The organism is Anoxybacillus sp. J5B_2022 (genome assembly GCF_026847645.1).
Classification (GTDB): domain Bacteria; phylum Bacillota; class Bacilli; order Bacillales; family Anoxybacillaceae; genus Anoxybacteroides.
Window position 1 is genome coordinate 1 of the sequence record NZ_JAPSMC010000031.1, and the last position, 16,495, is coordinate 16,495.

Sequence of the window (16,495 nt, forward strand, 5' to 3'; positions counted from 1 at the left end):
TATGAATTTTGATTACCAAATTTTAATTCGTTTAGGATCATTCAAAAAATGGGTGTACAATTCTATTAAACACTTTTGGATAAGAATTTCTCCTTTATTGCTCTTATGGGTGTTTGCATCACTGTTTATGACGATTGGCTTTCCTTATTCATGGGATTGGAGTCAACTTAGCAACACAAAACATTTTACCAATACTATTTATGAGCTCGTAAAATTCTTTGAGACACCAATATCTGCATTCGCAGCTCAGTTGATTTTATTAATGTTAATATTTTCGTTGTTACATATAGTTTTCGCGACTGTATATGTATTAACGAAAAGCAAGTATTTCATGCTTTTCATTAGTTTAATGTTTTTTCTTGGAAACATTATGGGATTCAAGTTATTACCTAGGGAAGTTGCTTTTCTGTCACCGACAACTTTTTTTTCAATTGCCAAGGGAGTTAATACTTTCGGTTCCCCAATCTTAAGCTATGTTGTTATAATTGTATTTTTCATGTTTGGCATCTTATTTTTGCAAGTTTTGGATGTAAACAAAACAGCATATATTCAATCAATAAAGTCATACATACCGATTGTGATTTATTTTTTTCTGTGCATAGTAGGTATAAGCGCAACAGCTCAATCATTGACCAAATCTACTGATGTAACCATTTGGGATGTTTGGGCGATGTCTTTTATTGGTGTTAGTGCTGAACGTTTCTCGTATATTCCTTTTTTCTTTTATTTAATAGTATTCTTTGGATTCATTTATTTGGTTCAATTGCTTTTTCTAAGCAATGAGATTGAGCAACTAGGTCACTATAAAATTATTCGCTTTAGGAGTTTAAAAAAATGGTTTTGGAGTTGGATGCAGGAATTATTAATGGTAACCATTTTCTTTCTATTCATATTGATGGGGCTTTCTCTAGCGTTAGCTGTTTGTTTTGGAGCGAATACCGACTTTTATGTGACAGTACTTTCGAATCCGTTATATGAGGTTATCTATCACTTCTTTATCAATGGTTTCTTACAAATTGTTTTTTATATAATCTTGATTTTTATTGTTTCTTGGATAAGCAAGGAGTCGATATATGGTGTGCTTTTAGTGAGCTTGTTCATTATTCTAATGCTCCCAGGTGTTAATGTGGTAGGTATAATACCAGTGGGACTGAATGGTATTGTTTACTTAGCAGATTATTCACCGTATCACTTAACATTCATTCTAATTATAATGAACACCATTACATTTTTTGTAGTTAATTACCTGTTTAAACAAAGTTTAAAAATCTAAATAGGTGGGATGAAAGCATGTCTATTATTTCGTTAAAAAACGTAAGTAAAGCTTATAAGGGATTAACTCTTTTTGAAGGTGTTGACTTGAATGTAGAAAAAGGAAAAATATATGGCATTGTAGGACCGAATGGTTCTGGCAAATCCGTTTTATTCAAGATGATATGTGGATTTGTGTTCCCAGATGAAGGAACAATTATTGTTGATGGGGTAGAGATAGGAAAAAGTAAAAGATTCCCAGAAAATATCGGTATTATCATAGATCGTCCAGGTTATATTGCGAATAAAACCGGGTTTCAAAATTTAAAGGAACTAGCAATGATCAGAGGGAAAATCAGCGATGATAAGATTTTCGAAACAATGGAGATCGTTGGATTGCAACCGAAAGCCAAACAAAAGGTTAAGCATTACTCTTTAGGTATGAAGCAGAAATTAGCTATTGCTCAAGCAATTATGGAAGATCAACAAATACTTATACTAGATGAACCATTCAATGCTTTGGATGCAGAAAGCGTAGATAGGATTCGAAATCTATTACTATCTTTCAAGAATGAAGGGCGTACAATTTTACTTACAAGTCACAATCAGGAAGATATTAATATTCTTTGTGACCACGTGTTTCGCATCAATAAGCATAAACTAGAACATGTTGAACTGTTGTAAATTTGCAAATTATTTGTTTTGCATATCAGCTAATTATTTTAGATTGTCATATAATCACAAAAAATGGGAATGCGGGCTTTACATGGAATGGCGGACATGTTAGGCTGGGTGCCTTGTGAAACAAGGGCTCCTGTTCGCCCCTTTCGCTAGAAAACATATCCGCAGAGACTCCATGTCAAGCCACCAAAAGGTTTTTCTGTAAACAGAAGGGAGGAAATTTGCACAATACTCCAGATTTTTGCTGGATTAACGCGCAAAAAACCGTTTGAATTTGAAAAAATAGCTATTTTGGAAATAATATGCTAATTTACAGAACTGTAATAAAAGAAAAAATCAAAAAGGTGGTGTCCCATCAAGGGGCACTTTTTTTATTCAAATTTTCATTTGAATATATTGACATAAATTCAGACAGTTACATATACTATATTCAAACAAACATTTGAATATAGAAGGTGAGAAGATGGCAAAAGATATGTGTGAAGTTGTTTGTGTCGATGAAGAGAAAGTGCGTGCGCTAAAAGGGCAAATGGAAGACTTACAGGGAGTACAGCAGCTGTTTAAAGCGCTTGCGGACAGTACGCGGTTAAAGATTATTTATGCATTGACGTTAGAAGAAGAGTTGTGTGTGTGTGATGTCGCCAATATTATCGGGTCGACAGTGGCCACAGCTTCTCATCATTTGCGCTTTCTTCGCGATATCGGGCTGGCGAAACATCGGAAAGAAGGAAAGCTTGTGTTCTACTCGTTACAAGACGAGCATGTGCATCAGCTTGTATCGATAGCGCTCGTACACGCAAAGGAGTTGAAAAACGATGGAGAATAAACAAGTATATCGGCTTCAAGGGCTTTCTTGTGCGAATTGTGCCGCGCAATTCGAAAAAAATGTGAAAGCGATTGAAACGGTGGAAGAGGCGTATGTCAACTTCGGGGCGGCGAAATTAACGGTCGTTGGCACGGCGACGCTTGACCAATTAGAAAAAGCAGGGGCGTTTGATGGGATTCATGTCATTCCAGAACATGAGCGGAAGGAAGTACCGCACGTTCCCTTTTGGAAAAAACGGGCGAATGTTCTTGCGTTCATTTCCGCTGTTTTTCTTGTGATTGGCTACCTCATTTCGTTTGTTAAAGGCGAGCAGCACGGACTAGTGACTGTCATGTTCGCCTTGGCGATTGTCATCGGTGGGTATGATTTATTTCGAGCAGGGCTAGCGAATTTAGGACGTCTTCAGTTTGATATGAAAACGCTCATGACAATTGCCATCATTGGAGCTGCGCTTATCGGGGAATGGAAAGAAGGCGCCGTTGTGGTGTTTTTATTTGCGGTTAGCGAGGCTCTTGAGCGATACTCGATGGAGCGGGCACGCCGCTCGATTCGCCATTTAATGGATCTTGCACCGAAAAAAGCGCTTGTGCGACGAGGCAATCGAGAATATGAAGTGGATGTCGACAATTTGCAAGTCAATGATATCATCGTCGTTAAGCCAGGCCAAAAAATAGCAGCGGATGGGGTTGTCGTCAACGGCGCTTCTTCCGTTAACGAAGCCGCGATTACAGGGGAGTCGCTACCGGTGTATAAAACGGTCGGCGATGACGTGTATGCGGGAACATTGAATGAAGAAGGAGCGCTAGAAGTGCGTGTGACAAAGCGAGTGGGTGATTCAACGATTGTGAAAATTATTCATCTCGTCGAAGAAGCGCAAGCGGAACGGGCTCCATCGCAGCAGTTTGTCGACCGGTTCGCCCGCTATTATACGCCGGCAATTATGGCGATTGCAGCGCTTGTTTCCATTTTGCCACCATTATTGTTTTCAGAGGATTGGAAAACGTGGATTTATCGTGGGTTAGCGGTATTAGTAGTCGGTTGTCCGTGTGCTCTCGTCATTAGCACGCCGGTGGCCATTGTGACCGCCATCGGTCGAGCAGCACGGATTGGCGTGTTGATTAAAGGCGGCGTCTATTTAGAAACGTTAGGTCGGCTTCAAGCGATTGCTTTTGATAAAACAGGAACGTTGACGAAAGGAATGCCAGAAGTCACCGATATTCGTACATTTCACGGACGAAGCGAGGAGGAGCTGTTGCACCTTTCGGCATGCATGGAAAAATATTCGCAACATCCGCTCGCTGCGGCGATTGTACGAAAGGCGAAAGAGAAAGCATTGCCGCTTGACAATTTCGACGTTACCAACTTCCGCTCGATGACGGGAAAAGGGATCACCGCTACCGTCAACGGAGAAACCTATTATGTTGGCAGCCCTGCATTATTTTCCGACCATCTATTATCGCAAGACGTTCGTGACGTCATTCAAGCACTTCAACAAGAAGGAAAAACGGTTGTCGTTGTCGGGGATACGGAACAAGTTTTCGGTGTAATCGCCATTTCGGACCAAGTGCGCGAACAAGTGGCGTCTGTTGTCCAACAATTGCGCGCTGCCGGGGTAACGGACATCGTCATGGTTACGGGCGACAATCAAGCGACAGCGAACGCGATCGGGAAAGCGGCTGGCATCACCGAAGTCCGGGCGGAATTGCTTCCAGAAGATAAGCTCCATATCATCAAAGAAATGAAACAGCAATACGGGCGAATCGCTATGGCGGGCGATGGAGTGAACGATGCCCCCGCCTTGGCGGCTGCGGATGTTGGCATTGCGATGGGGAGAAACGGCACCGATGTTGCGCTAGAAACTGCGGATGTCGTGTTAATGGCGGATGATCTGCAACAGCTTCCGTATGCGATTCGACTGAGCCGTCGGACGTTACGAATCATTCAACAAAACATCGCCGTAGCTTTTCTATTAAAACTGCTTGCGCTCATTTTTATCGTTCCAGGTTGGCTCACATTATGGATGGCCATTTTCGCCGACATGGGCGCGACGTTAATCGTTTTATTTAATTCATTGCGACTAATGCGGGTTTGACGTCAACCCCCCTTGCGATAAAGGCAAGGGGGTTAATTTGTTTTCTTCCGAAACCAATGAACACACACTTCCACTCCCCACAATCCGATAACAAAAAAAAGGATACCCATTTCCATCGGTTCCATCACTTTGAACGGGTTAAAAATATCGATCACAGATCGATATATATCCATTCCTAATAACAAATTCATGATAATAGCGATGCCGACAAGCAAGATAGGAATGAGGAATGAAATAGCCATAAACTTCATAGATCTCTCCACTCCCGACAAACAAATTTTTTTTATCCTTTTTCTTTGTCTCCATTTTTATTCATGGGTATTTGTATAACCTGCAACATGATTGCTCATCCTAACAAATAGCAATAGTGAATGGGGGAGAAAAATGTGGTTTCAATGGAAGAAGCAACTAAAAAAGACGACTAAAAGAAACGAACAAAGCGGTCAGGAAAAAAATGGAATTAACAGAACAGTAGAAAGTGAATTGCAGCGAAATATCGAGACGGTCCGGAATACGACGGGAAACAGCGTCGATGTCGTCATTCGCCGGTTTTTGCTGGGAAAAGAAGAAGGGATTCCAGCAGCGCTCCTCTTTGTAAGCGGGATTGTCGATGAAGAGATGATTCATCAATTTTTGCTGGAATCCGTCGTTCAACTAACGGTCCCGTCTTCTTATTGTCGAGAGGAAGCATTGGTTTATATCGAACAGAAAATCGCGGCCGCTGGCAAGATGAAACGAATCAAACGGTGGAGCGAGCTATTTTTAGCACTGATGTCCGGAGAGGTTATTCTTTTGATTGATGGAGTTCCGGAAGCGTTAAGTGTGGAGGCAAAAGGTGGAGAACGCAGGGCGATTGAAGAACCGGTCACACAACTGTCGATCCGCGGACCACGGGAAGGATTTACGGAATCTTTGGCAACGAATGTCGCAATGGTTCGTCGTCGCATTCAAAATCCTCATCTATGGCTAGAAGCGATTACGATTGGTGAAGTGACACAAACAAATGTATCGATCATGTATATAAAAGGAATCGCTAGCGATGAAATTGTTGAGGAAGTTCGAAGACGTTTGCAGCGTATTCGTATTGATGGAATTCTTGAATCCGGCTATATCGAGCAACTAATTGAAGACCAGACGTTTACTACTTTCCCGACAGTCTATCATACAGAGCGACCAGATAGTGTAGCGGCAAATTTATTAGAAGGCCGCATCGCTATTTTTGTAGAAGGAACGCCGTTTGTGTTAATAGCGCCGACAGTATTTATCCAGTTTTTTCAAGTGGTCGAAGATTATTATGCCCGCTTCGATATTGCCACAGCGCTGCGATTTTTGCGAGTGTTAGTTTTTTTCATCTCCCTTGTAGCTCCGTCCGTTTATATTGCAGCGACAACATTTCATCAAGAAATGATTCCGACTCAACTCGTCATCGCTATTGCGGCTCAGCGCGAGTCTGTCCCATTCCCCGCTTTTGTGGAGGCGTTGATGATGGAAGTAACCTTTGAAATTTTGCGGGAAGCGGGGGTGCGGCTTCCGCGCGCAGTGGGCCAAGCCGTTTCTATCGTCGGTGCTCTTGTCATCGGCCAGGCAACAGTTGAGGCAGGCTTTGTTTCTTCTGCCATGGTTATTGTTGTATCCATTACGGCGATTGCTAGTTTTGCCACACCATCATTTGCCATTGCGATTTCGGCGCGTTTAATTCGTTTTTTACTTATGGTTTTAGCGGCGTTATTCGGATTTTACGGCATTTTGATCGGCATAGTTTTGATGACACTTCATTTATGTAGCCTCCGTTCGTTTGGAGTGCCGTATATGTCGCCGCTTGCACCGCTAATTCTAAGCAATATCCGTGATACGTTAGTACGATTTCCGATGTGGGCATTAACAGAGCGGCCGCGCTTAATCAATCAGACAAATATGGTGCGGCAAGGAAACGATCAGCGTCCAAAACCGCCTAATCAACCGGAGAAAGAAGGGGATAACCATTAAACGCAGGAGTCTTTTTCTTGTTGTGACGCTTGTTCATATGATGCTTCTTTCCGGCTGTTGGAGCAAAAAAGAATTAACGGATTTAGCTTTTGTTATTGCGGTAGGAGTAGATAAAAAAGACGGAAAATACGTGTTGACACTTCAAGTCGTCAATCCAGGAAATGTTGCCGGGGCTACGCAAAGGGGTGGGGGAAGCAGCGGTCTTCCAGTTACTTTGTACACTTCGACTGGCGATACGTTAGTAGAAGCGAGCCGCAAAGCTTCTAAAAAAATATCTAGGCTTACATACTATGCCCATACGAATCTTGTTGTCATTGGCGAAGAGTTAGCGAGGGACGGAATTACGGAGATATTTGATGCGATTGAGCGAAATCCGCAATTCCGAACGACGGCCAGTGTCATTGTAGCTCGTGGACGAACAGCAGAAGAACTGTTGTCCGTGCTTACGCCAATCGATAAAATTCCGGCTAATCAAATCATTAAGACATTGGAAATGACCGAAAAAGTATGGGGAGAAAATCTCAATGTCCATGCCGGAGAGGTAATTGAGAGCCTCTCTCTTGCTGGAAAAGAAGTAGTGATGAGCGGTTTTCGTTTAGACGGAAATAGAGAAACTGGGAAGAAGACAAAAAACGTTCAGTCGATTGATCCGTATGCTAGGCTTCGCGCAGAAGCATTAGCTGTTTTTAAAAAGGGAAAACTTGTAAGTTGGATGGGGGGAGAAGAGGCGCGCGGTGTTTTATGGATTCTCAATAAAATTCATCAAACAGCTCTTAATATCGGTTGGAAAGAAAAAAAAGAAGCCGTTTCATATAAGGTGGTGCGATCCAAAACGGAAGTGACGGCTAAGATGAGCAAAGGAAATCCGGTGATTTCTGTCGTGATTGAAGCGGAGGGTGATGTAGGGGAGACGCTCGCTCCCATCGATTTAACGAACCCGACGCAAATAGCAACACTTGAAAAAAAGATACGAAACGAAATACAAAAAGAAGTACAAAAAGCCATTCGGCACGCTCAACGAGAAAAAAGCGATATTTTTGGATTTGGAGAAATCATACATCGTACATATCCTAAGGAATGGAAACAGATGCAGCGAGTATGGGACGAACAATATTTTCCCCATCTTCCCATCAGCATAAAGGTAGATGCTTTTGTTCGCCGGACAGGATTGCGAAACAAACCATATTTTCAATGAAAAGGCGGTGAAACGAAATGGAACAAGCCCGATTAAGCGCTCGTCAATTATTTATGCTAGCCATTTTATTCGAGCATGGAAGCGCCATGGTTATTCCCCTCGGGGTCGACGCTAGGCAAGATGTATGGATTGCGATTTTATGTGGCATGGTTTTCGGGGGGATGTTGTTTCTTGTTTATTACCGTCTTTTTACATATTATCCTGCGGTTCCGCTTACTTCATATAGTCAGCAAATTGTAGGTCCATTTTTCGGGAAAGGGATTGCGCTTATATACGTCCTCTATTTTTTATATATTGCAGCCCGCGTGTTACGCGACTTTGGTGAGCTTTTGTTGACGTTTGCCTATCCCGAAACACCGTTATTCATTTTAAATGCTGTGATGATGATAACGGTTATGTATGCCACCTATAAAGGAATTGAAGTGTTAGCGCGAACAGGTGAATTATTTTTCTTTTCGCTTTATTTGACGGCGTTTTTAGGGTTGGCGCTTGTAATGATGGCAGGTTTAATAGATGTTCACCGGTTGCAGCCGGTTCTCGAGGAAGGATGGAAGCGAGTATTCAAAGTGGTGTTTACGCAAACGTTGTATGTTCCGTTTGGCGAAATGGTCGTATTTACGATGCTCTTTCCGTATATCCATCAACCTGAAAAAGCGAAAATAGTCGGTTGTCTCTCTATGTTTCTTAGCGGAATCAATTTGGCGGTCATGATGGCAACGAATATTGCGGTATTGGGAGCGGATACCGTTTCACGCTCCACTTTCCCTCTTTTAAATACCATCCAGGAAATTCGGGTGGCTAATTTTTTAGAGCGGTTGGATGTACTATTTATGATTGCATTAGTCGTTGGCGGTTTTTTCAAGATTAGCCTCTTTTTTTATGCTGGAGTGATCGGCACAGCCGATTTATTCCGAGTGAAAGAACATCAACGTCTTGTGTATCCGCTTGGCCTTTCTGTGTTGTTGCTGTCGATTGCTATTGCCAGCAATTTTTCGGAGCATATTAAAGAAGGATTAAATATTGTGACCGTATATATGCATGTTCCATTACAAATCGTACTTCCCTTGTTGCTGCTTATAGTGGCGGCTATTCGCCATCGGTCATCACGCTTCTTTTTTACAAAGCAGGAAAAAAGCAAGCGAGGCTAGAATATATAAATAGAGTATTTTGAAAAGGGGGAATATTTCATCTTTTTAACGATGGTTACGATCCAAATATTAATAATAAAAAGGGTTGAAAACAAGTGGAAGTAGAGTTGAAAGTGGTTGAAAAGCTGTCTAACGTTTATACGCAAGAAGGAGTTGTGATTACAAACGATGCTGGAATGATTATCGCTGTTAGCGAACGAATTTTAACGGCAACGGGCTATACACACGAACAAGTTGTCGGTCAGTCGTTCCGAGCTTTGCTCACCCATCCGTCGCTTACGTTGAATTATGAAGCAATATGGGCTCATGTTCAAACGTATAAAGGGTGGAAAGGGGAAATTCGGATGGTTTTACCGAATGGAACCTACCATCGGAAACAAGTCACGGTCGATTCGGTATGGTGTGAAAGGAAAAAGGGGATGTTATACGTTTGGCAGTTTGTGGACGTGCCGGAAGCAGAGTGCATCGTCGAGGCGGTTTATAAAGCGTCGACGGTAGCGATTATTAAGCTTGACGTCGAGATGAATGTCCGACATTGGAACGAAGCGGCGGAGCAACTATTTGGGTGGAAAAAAGAAGAAATCATCGATCAGCCGTTGTTTTCGTTATTACAATGTCATCCAAGTTATATGCTGAGCATGTTTCAACAAACGGCACAAGGCGATCCGCTACGGTTTGAATGTACCGCCAAGCGAAAAGACGGAACCGTAGTTCATATAGCATGTTCGGCGCTCGCGATTTCTTCCGGTGGAGCAATCACAGGATATATCGCTATGATCAGTGACATTACTAAAGTGAGGCAAAAAGAGTTAGAACATCGAAAGCAGCTAGAGCTGGCGAAAAAAATTCAACAAAGCGTGTTAACGCCTGTCATTCAACATGACACGATTACGATGGATGCCATTTACATTCCGTCGGAAGAATTATCGGGCGATCTTTATGCGTGTTATCAAATTGACGACCACCGCTTCGGAATGATGATCATTGATGTCATAGGCCACGGCCTTTCTTCCTCCCTGGTGAGTATGTCATTGCGCTCGTTGTTAAGAGGATTAATCCTCCGGGTGGTAGACCCCGTTTCTGTTGCATTGGAATTGGAAAAACATTTGCAAAATTTGTTTCCTGAAAGAGAACTAGACATGCATTATCTTTTTTCTATGATTTATTTAGTCGTTGATATGAAACAACAAAAAATTGAATATATCAACGCTGGACATCCGTTTGGGCTGATGCTGACAGATAACGGAGAAATGATTGAGTTAGATAAAGGCGGTCTTGCGATTGGAAGTCCGTTTTCTGTTCCGTTTGAAAAAGGGGTTGTTCATTTTAACAAACGAACGAGGTTGTTTTTGTACACCGATGGCATTTTAGACGAAATCGATTCATCCATTTTAACGAGCATTACGAAAATCCGTCATTTTTTAAAAAATTATCATAATTTACCAGATCAGCAGTTTTTGCGACTACTCGTTGACCACCATGTGCGTCAACCCCATCCCGCGGATGATATTTGCTTGCTTTCTATTACGATTCAAGGATGGTAGGTGCAAGGCAATGTACGAGATGGTGCTTCGCTGCCCAGCAAATGCAGAAGCGATCGAGTTTTGCGATCTATTCATCGATTCTCTCTCCTCTTTTTTCGCCGTTCTAGACCGACCAGCGCTCGTTTTATCTGTTCACGAAGCGATCATTAACTCGATCGAAGCAGTGCGAAAGCTATGCAGAGAACACGACGATAACACGCTTACTCTGTTTGTACGTGTTGGGAAAGAGGAAGTAACTATTTTCGTTTCCGATAGTGCCAATAGCCTTCCGGTGCAAGCGATCGAAAATAGGCGAACAAAACAGTTAGAAGATGTATTGTTGGAGGAATCAGGGCGCGGTCTTCTATTGATGAGAGAATTGATGGATGACATATGGGTCGAGCCGTTAGAAAACGGAACGTATGCACTCGGGATGAAAATGAGGAGATGAAACGATGAAGGGAAATATGCCAACGATTCGTATTGAAGCAACCTCCACAACTTTTTATGAAAAAATTTCACTGAAAGGAAAGTTAGTATATAGCACACAGCAAGCCGCCAAACAAACGCTCATTGAGATATTTAAGCGCGCGACGAAAGACGTTTATTTGTGGGATGTTAGCGAATTAACGTTTATGGATAGCACCGGTCTTTCCGTGTTTGTTTATCTACTTAAACAAGAAACGGACAAGCAAAAGACATTTATTTTTGTCGTTTCTGACAACGAAACGATCGAAAAGCTTTTCACGATCGCCAAATTCGATAAACTGTTTGTCTTTGTTAAAACAGAACGAGACGCCGTACGATGGTTATCAAGACAGCAGTATTTTGAGACAGTAAACGGTTAACCATTTTGTCATATCTTTTTGACAGTTTTTTGAAGGCTGCAATTTCCCTCTTTTTCCTTGTTGCTAAGACGACTATGATAAAAGGTGAGCAAGATGTTTCTTATAAATAATGGGAGGGAAAACGATGAAAGCAGCTGTTGTTAACGAATTCAAAGCACCACTCGAAGTAAAAGAGATCGAAAAACCATCCATTTCCTACGGTGAAGTGCTTGTGCGCATTAAAGCGTGCGGCGTATGCCACACCGATTTGCACGCAGCGCATGGCGATTGGCCTGTGAAACCGAAACTTCCGCTCATCCCGGGACATGAAGGCGTCGGAGTCGTGGAAGAAGTGGGGCCAGGCGTCACACATTTAAAAGTAGGGGACCGCGTAGGAATTCCTTGGCTTTACTCTGCTTGCGGCCATTGCGAATATTGTTTAAGTGGGCAAGAAACATTATGTGAAAACCAATTGAACGCTGGTTATTCGGTAGATGGGGGATATGCAGAGTATTGCCGCGCAGCTGCCGATTATGTCGTGAAAATTCCGGATAACTTATCGTTTGAAGAAGCTGCTCCGATTTTCTGTGCAGGCGTGACTACATATAAAGCGTTAAAAGTAACCGGTGCCAAACCAGGAGAGTGGGTGGCGATTTACGGAATTGGCGGCTTAGGTCACGTTGCAGTACAGTACGCAAAAGCGATGGGGCTTCACGTCGTTGCGGTCGATTTAGGCGATGGAAAACTCGAATTGGCGAAAGAACTCGGGGCTGATCTTGTTGTGAACCCGCTCAAAGAAGATGCCGCGCAATTTATGAAAGAGAAAGTCGGTGGCGTGCATGCAACCGTTGTAACTGCTGTATCTAAACCAGCGTTTGAATCGGCATATAAAGCGCTTCGCCGCGGCGGTGCGTGCGTGCTTGTCGGATTGCCACCAGAAGAAATGCCGATCCCGATCTTCGATACCGTCTTAAACGGTGTAAAAGTGATCGGATCGATCGTTGGTACGAGAAAAGATTTGCAAGAAGCGCTTCAATTTGCGGCAGAAGGAAAAGTAAAAACAATCATCGAAGTGCAACCGCTTGAAAAAATTAACGACGTGTTCGACCGCATGTTAAAAGGACAAATTAACGGTCGTGTTGTTTTAACGTTAGAAGAATAATAGATGACTAGGATGTCTCGTGCGACGGGGCATCCTTTTTATGTTTAAGCACAAAAATTGTAAAACACGCTCCCCCCGATGTAAAATGAAAGACATCAGGGAAGGGTGGGAAAAACAATGCGGTATGTGCTTGCCTATTTAAAACCGTATAGAAAATGGATGGGCTTGGCTTGGTGCTTTATGTTCATTGAGTTAGCTGTAGAGCTTTGGCAACCGCTGCTTATGGCAAAAATCATTGACGATGGTGTCATGAAAAATAATTTGCCGCTCATTTGGAAATGGGGAGCAGTGATGATCGCTATTTCACTGCTCGCATTTGCCGCTGGAATTGCCAACTCGTTTGTGGCGGCATATGTCGGGCAACAGTATGGATTCAGCTTACGAAAACATTTATTTGAAAAAATCCAGTCGTTTTCCTTATCTCATTTCGAGCAATTTTCAACCGCTTCCCTTATTACACGAATGACGAACGATGTAACCCAAATGCAAAATATGGTATTTATGAGTTTACGAATTATGTTGCGGGCACCGCTACTCATTATTTTTGGGGTGATAATGGCGCTTGTTGTGCAAGCGAAACTCGCGCTCATCCTCATGGTGCTCGTGCCACTGCTGCTTCTTTTTTTAATTTGGATGATGCAGAAGGCGGCAACGCTATTTTCCCGTGTCCAGCAAACGCTTGACCGCGTCAACAGTATCATGCGAGAAAATATCGCTAACATGCGACTTATTAAAGCGTTGGTCCGCAGTACATACGAACAACATCGATTCACACAAGAAAATGAGGCATTGATGGCACGAACGATGACGGTATCACGATTTCTGGAAACGATCACGCCTGTTTTACTATTTTTTATGAACGCAGCTATTGTTGTCATTTTGTTCATTGGACGAAGTGAAATCCAAACCGGTACGGTGAAGGCCGGAGAGGTCGTCGCTGTCATTAACTACACGACACGCATGACGGCGGCTTTATCGATTTTCACATTTGTGACGATGGCTTTCTCACGGGCGAGAGCCTCAGGACGGCGAATTGCGGAAATATTCGCAACAACGGTTGATGTGACGGACGAAGCGGGAGCGGGTGAAGCGGCCATCGAGCGAGGGGAGATTCAATTTGAGCATGTTTCGTTTCGCTATCCTGGAAGTGAATCGTTTGTCCTGCAAGACGTTTCGTTTTCCATTCGCGCCCAAGAAACGGTGGCAATTTTAGGAGAAACCGGAGCAGGAAAGTCGTCGTTATTACAGTTGATTCCGCGGCTATACGATGTCACGGAAGGAATGATTCAAATCGACGGAATCGATATTCGCCAGTGGAAGCAAGCACAACTGCGCGCAGCCATTGGTTTCGTTCCGCAAGATCTGTTGCTGTTTTCTGGAACGATCCGCGATAACATTTGCTTCGGAATGGATACCGTTCCGGAAGCGGAGATGGTCCGGGCCGCGAAAGATGCGCAAATTCACGATACGATTATGACCTTTCCGCAACAGTATGACACTGTTGTCGGGCAAAAAGGCGTCACTTTGTCAGGCGGGCAAAAACAGCGGGTGTCGATCGCCCGTGTGCTTATCCGTCAACCGAAAATTTTATTATTAGACGATAGTACAAGCGCGCTTGACGTCAAAACGGAAGCACGTCTTCTGCAAGCGTTAAAAGCGTACGCCTGCACAACACTTATCGTCACACAAAAAATATCGACAGCGATGGAAGCCGATATGATCCTTTTGTTAAAAGATGGGAATTTATTGGCGAAAGGGACGCATCAACAGCTACTAAACACAAATGGACTGTATCGCAAAATGGTGGAATCACAGCTTGGAAAGAAGGGGCTTAGCGATGTTAAAGCCGCGACATAGCAAAATGGTAGCGATATCAAAAGAAACGAAGCGAACCGCCAAAGAAAATATACAAACGTTGAAGCGGATATGGACGTTTCTTTCGGACCAGAAAGTCGGATTAGTATTTGTGATTGTATTAGTGATGGCTAGCTCTGGGCTCAGCCTTCTTGGTCCGTATCTCGTTGGGAAAGCGATCGATAGGTATATCGTCACAAAGCAAGCACACGGGTTTGCCGCTCTTGTTAGCGCGCTTTTATTGATTTACCTTGCGCTTTCACTGTCGCTTTTTCTCCAAAACTATTGGATGATTGGCATCGCACAAAAAACGGTGTATTCACTTCGTACACAGCTGTTTCAACACTTTCACCAATTACCGATTTCCTTTTTCACTCGCCGACAATCAGGGGAACTAATGAGCCGGCTGACGAACGATATTGACAATATGAGCCAAACGTTCAACAGCACCGTCATTCAAGTCGTCTCTAGTGCGCTTACCTTGATCGGCGCGATTGTGGTTATGCTTTCGTTAAGTCCGCTTTTGACAGCAGTGACCCTCCTCATTGTGCCGATGATGTTTGGCGGCATGAGATGGATTACGAATCAAACGCAAAAACGATTTCGCGAGCAACAACAAAATTTAGGCGAGTTGAATGGATTGATCGAAGAAGTGCTCTCCGGACAAAAAGTCGTGAAACTATTTTCGCAGGAGAGGGCAATGATTGATCGATTTTTGCAGAAAAACGAACAATTAAAACAATCGGGCTTTTGGGCGCAGACGTATTCGGGATTCATTCCAAAGCTGATGAACGTGTTAAACAACTTAAGTTTCTCCCTCATTGCCGGTGTCGGCGGAATTTTTGCGTTCAAAGGGATGGTTTCCATCGGTGTGATTGTTATTTTCACTGAATATGCTAGACAATTTACGCGTCCGTTAAACGATCTTGCCAACCAATGGAATACACTATTATCCGCTCTAGCGGGGGCTGAACGGGTATTTGATATATTAGATGAAAGAAAAGAAGAGGATGATGAACAAGAAGCGATTCATTTACCGACTATTCGTGGAGAAGTTGAATTTCAGGACGTTTCTTTTTCATATGATCAAAAGCAAGATGCAGTTCGCCATGTCAGTTTTTCGGTTGCGCGAGGGGAAACCGTCGCACTCGTCGGTCCGACAGGTGTGGGAAAAACGACGATCATTCAACTATTGACGCGATTTTATGATCCCGATCAAGGGCAGATTTTGATCGACGGCTATGATGTTCGCCAAATCAAACGGGCGAGTTTGCGCCGGCAGATGGCATTTGTTTTGCAGGACGTATTTTTATTTCAAGGAACGATTCGCGAAAACATTCGGTACGGCCGGCTAGATGCGACGGACGAAGAGGTGGTGGAAGCGGCAAAATGGGCAAATGCGCATTCGTTCATTATGAAACTACCGAACGGGTATGATACGGTGTTGCAACAAGATGGGGGCGGCATTAGTCAAGGTCAGAAACAATTGCTTGCTATTGCTAGAGCGATGATTGCCCGCCCGGCGATTTTAATTTTAGATGAAGCAACAAGCAACATTGATACAGTGACCGAACTGGCCATTCAAGAGGCGCTAGCGCGGCTAATGAACAATCGGACATGTTTTGTCATTGCCCATCGGTTAAACACGGTTCAACACGCAGACCGCATTCTCGTCCTCCGCGAAGGAACGGTTGTCGAACAAGGGACGCACGATTCATTATTAAAAGAAAATGGGTTTTATTATGAGTTGTACCATCGCCAGTTTACACAAGAAGTGATGTAAAGACTTGTACGAACAATCGCACAAGTCTTTTTTTATAATGGTAAGAAAGTATAAAATTTCGGGTCTGGGGAGCTGTCTAGCTTCAAGCGCCATCGGCTCGAGTCGCTCCGCCCCTTCTTTCGGCGGCGACACGCTGAATTCACTTCTTTGAAATATCCCACGCAAGC

The 16,495-nt window shown here is 43.3% G+C and carries 14 protein-coding genes; 13 read left to right on the forward strand and 1 reads right to left on the reverse strand.

Annotated elements, in window-relative coordinates:
• The 4 genes from M4I42_RS09935 to M4I42_RS09950 form a co-directional block, all read left to right on the forward strand.
• On the forward strand, positions 1–1,273 hold a 1,273-nt coding region (locus M4I42_RS09935), incomplete at its 5' end, for a hypothetical protein (protein ID WP_268852017.1).
• A 17-nt stretch (positions 1,274–1,290) separates the two neighbouring features.
• Positions 1,291–1,935, forward strand: a complete 645-nt coding sequence (locus M4I42_RS09940; RefSeq protein WP_268852018.1) for an ABC transporter ATP-binding protein — start codon at positions 1,291–1,293, stop codon at positions 1,933–1,935.
• A 460-nt stretch (positions 1,936–2,395) separates the two neighbouring features.
• Complete coding sequence (locus M4I42_RS09945; protein ID WP_268852019.1) at positions 2,396–2,758, forward strand: ArsR/SmtB family transcription factor; 363 nt, start codon at positions 2,396–2,398, stop codon at positions 2,756–2,758.
• The gene (locus tag M4I42_RS09950) at positions 2,748–4,850 is read left to right on the forward strand and encodes a heavy metal translocating P-type ATPase (protein WP_268852020.1); all 2,103 of its coding nucleotides are present in this window, start codon (positions 2,748–2,750) and stop codon (positions 4,848–4,850) included. The genes M4I42_RS09945 and M4I42_RS09950 overlap by 11 nt, the downstream gene beginning before the upstream one ends.
• 32 nt (positions 4,851–4,882) lie before the next feature.
• Here the strand turns inward: M4I42_RS09950 and M4I42_RS09955 are convergent, their stop codons facing one another.
• The gene (locus tag M4I42_RS09955) at positions 4,883–5,101 is read right to left on the reverse strand and encodes a hypothetical protein (protein WP_268852021.1); all 219 of its coding nucleotides are present in this window, start codon (positions 5,099–5,101) and stop codon (positions 4,883–4,885) included.
• A gap of 133 nt (positions 5,102–5,234) precedes the next feature.
• Here M4I42_RS09955 and M4I42_RS09960 point away from each other — a divergent pair, with 133 nt between their 5' ends.
• The 9 genes from M4I42_RS09960 (at position 5,235) to M4I42_RS10000 (ending at position 16,328) form a co-directional block, all read left to right on the forward strand.
• A complete protein-coding gene (locus M4I42_RS09960) occupies positions 5,235–6,836 on the forward strand; it encodes a spore germination protein (protein WP_268852022.1) in 1,602 nt (533 codons plus the stop codon).
• Positions 6,832–8,031, forward strand: a complete 1,200-nt coding sequence (locus M4I42_RS09965; protein WP_442864103.1) for a Ger(x)C family spore germination protein — start codon at positions 6,832–6,834, stop codon at positions 8,029–8,031. Before M4I42_RS09960 ends, M4I42_RS09965 begins: the two co-directional genes overlap by 5 nt.
• 17 nt (positions 8,032–8,048) lie before the next feature.
• Complete coding sequence (locus M4I42_RS09970; protein ID WP_268852024.1) at positions 8,049–9,179, forward strand: GerAB/ArcD/ProY family transporter; 1,131 nt, start codon at positions 8,049–8,051, stop codon at positions 9,177–9,179.
• 95 nt (positions 9,180–9,274) lie between these two features.
• Positions 9,275–10,723: a SpoIIE family protein phosphatase gene (locus M4I42_RS09975; protein WP_268852025.1), complete on the forward strand. Its 1,449-nt coding sequence runs from the start codon at positions 9,275–9,277 to the stop codon at positions 10,721–10,723.
• Positions 10,724–10,733: 10 nt separating this feature from the next.
• On the forward strand, positions 10,734–11,153 hold the full coding sequence (locus tag M4I42_RS09980) for an ATP-binding protein (RefSeq protein WP_268852026.1): 420 nt from the start codon (positions 10,734–10,736) through the stop codon (positions 11,151–11,153).
• 4 nt (positions 11,154–11,157) lie between these two features.
• The gene (locus tag M4I42_RS09985; protein ID WP_268852027.1) at positions 11,158–11,550 is read left to right on the forward strand and encodes an STAS domain-containing protein; all 393 of its coding nucleotides are present in this window, start codon (positions 11,158–11,160) and stop codon (positions 11,548–11,550) included.
• Between the two features lie 124 nt (positions 11,551–11,674).
• Positions 11,675–12,691: an alcohol dehydrogenase AdhP gene (gene adhP / locus M4I42_RS09990; protein WP_268852028.1), complete on the forward strand. Its 1,017-nt coding sequence runs from the start codon at positions 11,675–11,677 to the stop codon at positions 12,689–12,691.
• Positions 12,692–12,808: 117 nt separating this feature from the next.
• Positions 12,809–14,548 carry an ABC transporter ATP-binding protein gene (locus tag M4I42_RS09995; RefSeq protein WP_268852029.1) on the forward strand — a complete coding sequence of 580 codons (1,740 nt, stop codon included), beginning with the start codon at positions 12,809–12,811 and terminating at the stop codon, positions 14,546–14,548.
• Entirely contained in the window at positions 14,529–16,328 is a 1,800-nt protein-coding gene (locus tag M4I42_RS10000) for an ABC transporter ATP-binding protein (RefSeq protein ID WP_268852030.1), read from the forward strand. The genes M4I42_RS09995 and M4I42_RS10000 overlap by 20 nt, the downstream gene beginning before the upstream one ends.
• The last annotated feature ends 167 nt before the right edge of the window (positions 16,329–16,495 follow it).

What these genes read in the sequence shown, in the direction of transcription:
- M4I42_RS09970 (WP_268852024.1), top strand. Translation starts at nt 8,049, where the DNA reads ATGGAACAAGCCCGATTAAGCGCTCGTCAATTATTTATGCTAGCCATT.
- M4I42_RS09950 (WP_268852020.1), top strand. Translation starts at nt 2,748, where the DNA reads ATGGAGAATAAACAAGTATATCGGCTTCAAGGGCTTTCTTGTGCGAAT.
- M4I42_RS09960 (WP_268852022.1), top strand. Translation starts at nt 5,235, where the DNA reads ATGTGGTTTCAATGGAAGAAGCAACTAAAAAAGACGACTAAAAGAAAC.
- M4I42_RS10000 (WP_268852030.1), top strand. Translation starts at nt 14,529, where the DNA reads ATGTTAAAGCCGCGACATAGCAAAATGGTAGCGATATCAAAAGAAACG.
- M4I42_RS09985 (WP_268852027.1), top strand. Translation starts at nt 11,158, where the DNA reads ATGAAGGGAAATATGCCAACGATTCGTATTGAAGCAACCTCCACAACT.
- M4I42_RS09980 (WP_268852026.1), top strand. Translation starts at nt 10,734, where the DNA reads ATGTACGAGATGGTGCTTCGCTGCCCAGCAAATGCAGAAGCGATCGAG.
- M4I42_RS09955 (WP_268852021.1), bottom strand. Translation starts at nt 5,101, where the DNA reads ATGAAGTTTATGGCTATTTCATTCCTCATTCCTATCTTGCTTGTCGGC.
- M4I42_RS09940 (WP_268852018.1), top strand. Translation starts at nt 1,291, where the DNA reads ATGTCTATTATTTCGTTAAAAAACGTAAGTAAAGCTTATAAGGGATTA.
- M4I42_RS09945 (WP_268852019.1), top strand. Translation starts at nt 2,396, where the DNA reads ATGGCAAAAGATATGTGTGAAGTTGTTTGTGTCGATGAAGAGAAAGTG.
- adhP (WP_268852028.1), top strand. Translation starts at nt 11,675, where the DNA reads ATGAAAGCAGCTGTTGTTAACGAATTCAAAGCACCACTCGAAGTAAAA.
- M4I42_RS09995 (WP_268852029.1), top strand. Translation starts at nt 12,809, where the DNA reads ATGCGGTATGTGCTTGCCTATTTAAAACCGTATAGAAAATGGATGGGC.